The 6,962-nt window shown below is 70.2% G+C and carries 6 protein-coding genes; 4 read left to right on the top strand and 2 right to left on the bottom strand.

Going from position 1 to position 6,962, the window contains the following annotated elements; translation table 11 throughout:
• The coding region (locus ETD86_RS23890; protein WP_138668390.1) for an amidohydrolase family protein at positions 1-464 on the top strand (464 nt) is incomplete at its 5' end.
• 27 nt (positions 465-491) lie between these two features.
• A complete protein-coding gene (locus ETD86_RS23885; RefSeq protein ID WP_138668389.1) occupies positions 492-3,002 on the top strand; it encodes a Tex family protein in 2,511 nt (836 codons plus the stop codon).
• A gap of 269 nt (positions 3,003-3,271) precedes the next feature.
• On the opposite strand, the gene ETD86_RS23880 is transcribed toward ETD86_RS23885, so the two are convergent.
• Positions 3,272-3,784, bottom strand: coding sequence for a hypothetical protein (locus tag ETD86_RS23880; protein ID WP_138668388.1), 513 nt, complete (start codon positions 3,782-3,784; stop codon positions 3,272-3,274).
• A gap of 222 nt (positions 3,785-4,006) precedes the next feature.
• Here ETD86_RS23880 and ETD86_RS23875 point away from each other — a divergent pair, with 222 nt between their 5' ends.
• The gene (locus ETD86_RS23875; protein WP_138668387.1) at positions 4,007-4,873 is read left to right on the top strand and encodes a hypothetical protein; all 867 of its coding nucleotides are present in this window, start codon (positions 4,007-4,009) and stop codon (positions 4,871-4,873) included.
• Between the two features lie 60 nt (positions 4,874-4,933).
• On the opposite strand, the gene ETD86_RS23870 is transcribed toward ETD86_RS23875, so the two are convergent.
• Entirely contained in the window at positions 4,934-5,632 is a 699-nt protein-coding gene (locus ETD86_RS23870; protein WP_138668386.1) for a TetR/AcrR family transcriptional regulator, read from the bottom strand.
• Positions 5,633-5,732: 100 nt separating this feature from the next.
• Between ETD86_RS23870 and ETD86_RS23865 the strand changes: the two genes are divergently transcribed.
• The gene (locus ETD86_RS23865; RefSeq protein WP_138668385.1) at positions 5,733-6,953 is read left to right on the top strand and encodes a saccharopine dehydrogenase family protein; all 1,221 of its coding nucleotides are present in this window, start codon (positions 5,733-5,735) and stop codon (positions 6,951-6,953) included.
• Positions 6,954-6,962 lie beyond the last annotated feature (9 nt).

The raw sequence follows: 6,962 nt of genomic DNA, 5'->3' as shown, positions 1-6,962 counted from the left end.
GGAGGGTGACGGTCAGTCACGCGTACGCGCTCGGCCAGCTCGACGAGGCGTACCAGGACCGGCTGATCCAGGGCTTCGCCGAGGCGGGTGTCGCGCTGGCGACCGCCGCCGTCTACAGCTTCCCCGTGCCGCCGGTGAAGCGAGTTCGGGCCGCGGGCGTCACCGTGGCCTGCGGGCACGACGGCATCAGGGACCTGTGGGGCCCTTACGGCAGCGGCGACATGCTGGAGCGGGCGATGCACGTCGCCTACCGCAGCACGTTCCGCAGGGACGCGGACATCGAGCTGGCGCTGGAGGCCGCTACCTATGGCGGCGCCCGCGTGCTGGGGCTGGAGGGCTACGGGCTGGCCGCGGGCGACCGCGCCGACCTGGTCGTGGTGCCGTGCGCGAGCGCGGCGGAGGCGGTGGTCGTTCACCCTGCGCGCACTCTGGTCATGAAGGACGGCATCGTCCTGCACAATTGACCGGCGGGACCATCGAAAGGCAGGCAAGTGCTCTCTATACACCAGCGGATCGCGGCAGAGCTCGGCGTACGCGACGGGCAGGTGCAGGCGGCCGTCGAGTTGCTCGACGGCGGCGCGACCGTGCCGTTCATCGCGCGATACCGCAAGGAGGCCACCGGCACTCTCGACGACGCGCAGCTGCGCACGCTGGAGGAGCGGCTGCGTTACCTGCGCGAGCTGGAGGAGCGCCGCACGGCGATCCTGGAGTCGATCGAGTCCCAGGGCAAGCTCGACGACCAGTTGCGCGAGCAGATCATGGCGGCCGAGACCAAGGCCAGGCTCGAGGACATTTACCTGCCTTACAAGCCCAAGCGGCGCACGAAGGCGCAGATCGCCCGCGAGCTGGGGCTGGAGCCGCTGGCCGACCAGCTGCTCGCCGACCCGGCGCTGAGCCCGCTGGCCGTCGCCGAGGGCTTCGTGACCGAGGGCGTCGCCGACGCGGGCGCGGCGCTGGAGGGGGCCCGGGCGATCCTGATCGAGCGGTTCGCCGAGGACGCCGACCTCATCGGAGAGCTGCGCGAGCAGCTGTGGAGTCGCGGGCGGCTGGTGTCGAAGGTGCGCGAGGGCAAGGAGGAGGCGGGGGCCAAGTTCTCCGACTACTTCGACTTCGGCGAGCCGTTCACGAAGCTGCCTTCGCACCGGATCCTGGCGATGTTCCGCGGCGAGAAGGAGGAGGTGCTGTCCGTCGCGCTGGAGCCGGACGAGAGTCCCGACTACGAGCTGCGCGTCGCCTCCAGGTTCGGCATCTCCGACCAGGGCCGTCCCGCCGACAAGTGGCTGACCGAGACCGTGCGGTGGGCCTGGCGCACCCGCATCCTCGTGCATCTGGGCATCGACCTGCGGATGCGGCTGTGGCAGGCGGCCGAGGACGAGGCCGTGCGGGTGTTCGCGGCCAACCTGCGTGACCTGTTGCTCGCCGCACCAGCCGGCAGCCGCCCGACCATGGGCCTCGACCCCGGCCTACGTACCGGGGTGAAGGTGGCCGTGGTCGACGCCACCGGCAAGGTTGTCGACACCGCGACCATCTACCCGCACGAGCCCAAGCGGCAGTGGGACCAGTCGCTCGCCACGCTGGGCGCGCTGGCGCAGCGGCACGGGGTCGAGCTGATCGCCATCGGCAACGGCACGGCCTCGCGCGAGACCGACAAGCTGGCCGGGGAGCTGGTCCAGCACATGCCGTCGATCACGAAGATCGTGGTGTCGGAGGCCGGGGCGTCGGTTTACTCCGCGTCGCCGTACGCGTCGCAGGAGCTGCCCGAGCTCGATGTGTCGCTGCGCGGCGCGGTCTCCATCGCGCGCCGGCTGCAGGATCCGCTGGCCGAGCTGGTCAAGATCGACCCCAAGTCGATCGGCGTCGGCCAATACCAGCACGACCTCGCCGAGACCAAGCTGTCGCGGTCGCTGGACGCGGTGGTCGAGGACTGCGTCAACGGCGTCGGCGTCGACGTCAACACCGCGTCCGCGCCCCTGCTCACGCGGGTGTCGGGCATCGGGTCCACGCTGGCCGAGAGCATCGTGCGCCACCGCGACGCCAACGGCCCGTTCCGTACGCGGTCGGCGCTGAAGGAGGTGCCGCGGCTCGGGCCCAAGGCGTTCGAGCAGTGCGCGGGCTTCCTCCGCATCCGGGGCGGCGATGATCCGCTCGACGTCTCCAGCGTGCACCCGGAGGCGTACCCAGTGGTCCGCCGCATCCTCACCTCGGCCCAGACCGACCTCAAGTCGTTGATCGGCAACACGACGGCACTGCGGTCGATCAAGCCACAGGACTTCACCGACGAGACATTCGGCCTGCCGACGGTCACGGACATCCTGCGCGAGCTGGAAAAGCCGGGCCGCGACCCGCGTCCCGCCTTCAAGACCGCCACGTTCAAGGAGGGGATCGAGAAGATCTCCGACCTGACGTCCGGGATGATCCTGGAGGGCGTGGTCACCAACGTGGCCGCGTTCGGCGCGTTCGTGGACGTCGGCGTGCACCAGGACGGTCTGGTCCATGTGTCGGCCATGTCCCGGACGTACGTCAAGGATCCGCGTGACGTGGTCAAGCCGGGCGACATCGTCCGCGTGAAGGTGCTGGACGTGGACATCCCCCGCAAGCGCATCTCCCTGACCCTGCGCCTGGAGGACGAGACCACCGCCCAGGGCCCGGGCGACGGCCCCCGCCGGTCAGCCGGCCGCCAGGGTGGCGGCGGTCGTGAGGGCGCTCGCGGTGACGGCGGCGGCGCTCCAGGCGACGGTGCTCGCGGCGGCGGCGGTCGCGGTGACGGGACCCAGCGTGGTCGAGGTCAGGGCGGCCGCGGCCAGGGCACGCGCGGAGACGGCCGGGGCGAGGCAGGCCAGCGCGGCAACGGCGACGGCGGCCAGCGCGGGCGCGGTGACGGCCAGCGGGGACGCGGCGACGGCCAGCGCGGCGGTCAGCGCCGCCAGGACCGCCAGGCCCCGACGGGCGCCATGGCCGAAGCCCTCCGCAAGGCCGGTCTCACCGACGACAAGGGGCGCTGAGCTTCAGCTAGAGGGTGCCTGAGCGACAACCGCCCAGGCACCCTTCCAGCGCCCACCAGTAGGGTTCAAGCGATCGGACCCGGATCCCGGCTGTCATCGGGATGTGCGCTGTACGATCTCCGGTCGGAGCGTCGGCGGTTCGGCCGCCTGGCGTCGCGGTCTGCCTTCGCCGTATCCGAGCCGAGATCAGTCGAAGAGCTCCTCCGCGGTGGTGACCGTGAGCGACCTGACGAGCCAGGTCTCAAGGAGGAGGGCGGCGTCCGTGCACGTCAGGATCCGCAATGCGCGTGCGTGAGCGCCGAGAACATGCTGAGCACTGTGTCCTTGCATGCCTCAGCCGGATCGGTGACCTCGGGGACGTTGTCGGGGCCGAGGACGATGGGGTAGACGATCAGGCACGGGTGGCCGGGCAAGCCGATGCGCTTCGGTTCCCGTGCCCACTTGGCCGTGGCCACGTCCTGGCAGATCACCAGGAGGATCACCGGACAGCCGAACTTGATGTGCGCGTAGCTGAGGTAGTAGGCCCAGGCGGACGTCTTCCTGTCGTCCGGCTGTCCTTGTGACTCGCTGATGACCACGTGTTTGGTGCCCCACGGGGTCCGGAACATCATCACCGTGTCGGCGCGCCGCTCGATCGGCTCTATCTCCGTCATGTCGGTGTCGACCACAGCGATCTCACACGAGGTCGGGAAGTCGATGTTGAGCATCTTGAAAGCACGCGAGTACAGCCCCGGATTGTCGCGGAAGATGCGATGGAGTGCCTCGTGCCGAGAAGAGGGCATGCGCGGAAAGTTACCAGCCCATGACTGTCCGAATGTGCTCTTTTCGAAAATATGAGCGCAGGGTGCAGGAGCCACATCCGGAAAGGCGAGCGCCCTCGGACCACGCATCAGAGATACGGTCGGATGGTGAGCACATCAGCCTTTACCACGGCGGTCACCCAGGCCCGCGACCTCCTCAGATGGCGTTCTCCGCTGCGCACGGAGCTTTGGGCTGCGCGGCTCATGGCGAGACTGGAGCCGGACCAGGTGGCCGCGTTCCTGCGGGAGCTGGACGAGGACGGCAGCGCGGAGTCGCGGCTCACGCTCGTGGCGCTGGCTGCGGTCGAACCCGGCACTTCGGAGGCTTACACGCGCGCCGCGGAAGGGTTGATCGCCACGCTGCCCGAGTGGGTGCGCCGGATGGGACGGGTGACGGGCGAGGGCGCCTGGTACGGCAAGGCCGACCCGTACGGTGAGCAGACTCTGGCGGTCGTGTCCTTTAGCTACGAGAACGGCAAGGAGCCCCACATCCTGGTCGTGGGGATCGATCAACCGAACGGCGGTCTGGCGGTCGACGCGCTGGTCGAGGAGGTGAAGTTCCTCGACGACCTGAGCCTGGACGCGGCCGCTCCCGAGGTGATCGCGGGCCGGATCCTCGACGCGTTCGAGCTCGGCGACCACATCATGGGTGCCGCGGTCGCCGACACGCTGGCCGAGGTTCGCCCGTTGGCGATCGCCAGAGCCCGCACCGTGCCCGGCCTCGTCCGCGGGGCGGGCGATGACACCGCGTCCCGCTTCGACGGCCTGCCGGACCTGCCGGGGGCGCGGGAGGCGTTCGAGAAGCTCGTCGAGTTCGTCGGGGACCGCCCGCTGTGGTGGAGTCCGGCCCGGGTGTCGCAGTTCCTCACCTCGTGGCTGCCCCGGGAGGCGATCATGTCGGACGAGGCCATCGCGGCCATGCCCGAGGTGGTGCGCGCCTGGAGCCGGTTCTCGGGCGATCAGCCCGCGGTGCTGCGCCAGATCGACGACGACGCGCCCCGCCTGCCCGACCTCATGGCGGACGACTCCCTGGCCGGCATCGCCAAACGCATCGCCCAGAACCGCCTCTGACGTACGGTGCCTGGCACCGTCATGGCCGCACGGCGACGCGGGCCCGGGCAGCCGTGACCACTATCCGCGAAGCTGGGCCGACGCGCTCGACAAAAGCATGTCGAGTGCCGTCGGGTACGCGCTGTCGTTCATGCGGGCCACCAGCAGCGCCGCCGTGGCGGCGATGTTGGGGTGGGTGGCGGCGGGCAGCCGGGCGTACGTGTCCTGCCATACCTCCTCGTCGGCCTCCCGCGCCGCCACCGGCAGGGCCAGGGTCGCGGCGTCCAGGATGGAGAAGGCCAGGCTCTGGTCGATGAAGGCGTGGTAGATGCGGACCGCGTCGGCGTCGGGGAAGCCAGCGCCGCGCAGGACGCCGAGGATCGTCTCGTCGGCCGCCACCTCGTTCGGGCGGCCGGTGACCCGGCTGGCCGTCAGGACGGCGGCCTGCGGGTGGGCCAGGTAGGCGTGGTGGATGCGCAGCCCGAGCTCGCGCAGGTCGGAGCGCCAGTCGCCGGTGGATCGCCAGCCGGCCATGGCGTGCGCGAAGAGCTCGTCGGCGATGGCCAGGATCAGGTCGTCCATGCCGCGGAAGTAGCGGTAGACGGTGCTGGCGTCGGCGCCCAGCGCGAGTCCGAGGCGGCGGGCGGTCAGGCCGTCCGCGCCGTGTTCGCGCAGCATGCGAAGCGCCGTCTCCACGATGAGCTGGTGGGTGAGGACCTGGCCTTGTTTGGTGGGACGGCGGCGCCGCCGGTCCGTCTCGGGGACCACCCGCTTCGGCATGACCGGTCTCCTTATGCCAACGCCATTGACGTTGATGAGCATAGTCGAGTTGGATGAAAGGACACACCCCCCAAAAGCGGATAAAAGGGGATTTTTGGTCATGCGCATCCTTCTCGTTGGAGCCGGCGGGGTGGGAACCGCCATCACGCGGATCGCCGCCCGCCGCCCGTTCTTCGATCACATGGTCGTCGCCGACTACGACCTCCCCCGCGCCAAGGCGGCCGTCGCCGTGCTGGGCCAGCACGCGACCAGGTTCACCGCCGCCAGGATCGACGCCGCCGATTCCGCCGCCGTCACCGCGCTGCTCACCGAGCACGAGTGCGACGTGCTCCTCAACGCCACCGACCCGCGTTTCGTGTTGCCGCTGTTCGAGGCGGCGCTGGCCGCCGGCGTCGACTACCTCGACATGGCCATGTCGATGTCGAAGCCGCACCCAGAGCGCCCGTACGAGGAGGTCGGGGTCAAGCTGGGCGACGAGCAGTTCGCCCGCGACGCGGACTGGGCCGCCTCCGGCAGGCTGGCGCTGGTCGGCATGGGCGTGGAGCCCGGGCTCGCCGACGTGTTCGCCAGGTACGCCGCCGACGAGCTCTTCGACGAGATCGAGGAGATCGGCATCAGGGACGGCGCCAACCTCACCGTCGACGGCTACGAGTTCGCCCCCTCGTTCTCCATCTGGACCACGATCGAGGAGTGCCTGAACCCGCCGGTCATCTATGAGAGGGACCGCGGCTGGTACACGACGCAGCCGTTCAGCGAGCCGGAGGTCTTCGACTTCCCCGAAGGCATCGGCCCGGTCGAGTGCGTGAACGTCGAGCACGAGGAGGTGCTCCTCGTCCCCAGGTGGATCCCGGCGCGCAGGGTCACCTTCAAGTACGGCCTTGGCGAGGAGTTCATCGGCACCCTCAAGACCCTGCACGCGCTGGGCGTGGACAGCACCGAGCCGATCCCGGTCAGGACCGATCAAGGCACGGCCCGGGTGGCGCCACGCGACATGGTGGCGGCCGTACTGCCCGACCCGGCCGGGCTCGGCGACCGCATGCACGGCAAGACCTGCGCCGGCACCTGGGTGAAGGGCGTCAAGGACGGCCGGCCGCGCGAGGTGTACCTGTACCACGTGGTGGACAACCAGTGGTCGATGCGCGAGTACGGCTCCCAGGCCGTCGTCTGGCAGACCGCCGTCAATCCGGTGGTCGCACTGGAGCTGCTGGCGAGCGGGGTCTGGAAGGGCGCGGGCGTGCTGGGCCCCGAGGCGTTCGAGCCGCGCCCGTTCCTGGACCTGCTCGTCGAGTACGACTCACCGTGGGGCCTCCGGGAGGAGTGAGGGATCATG

Source organism: Nonomuraea turkmeniaca (genome assembly GCF_005889735.1).
Lineage (GTDB): Bacteria > Actinomycetota > Actinomycetes > Streptosporangiales > Streptosporangiaceae > Nonomuraea > Nonomuraea turkmeniaca.
The sequence above is the reverse complement of the archived record's forward strand: the minus strand, read 5'-3'. Positions and strand labels throughout refer to the sequence as shown.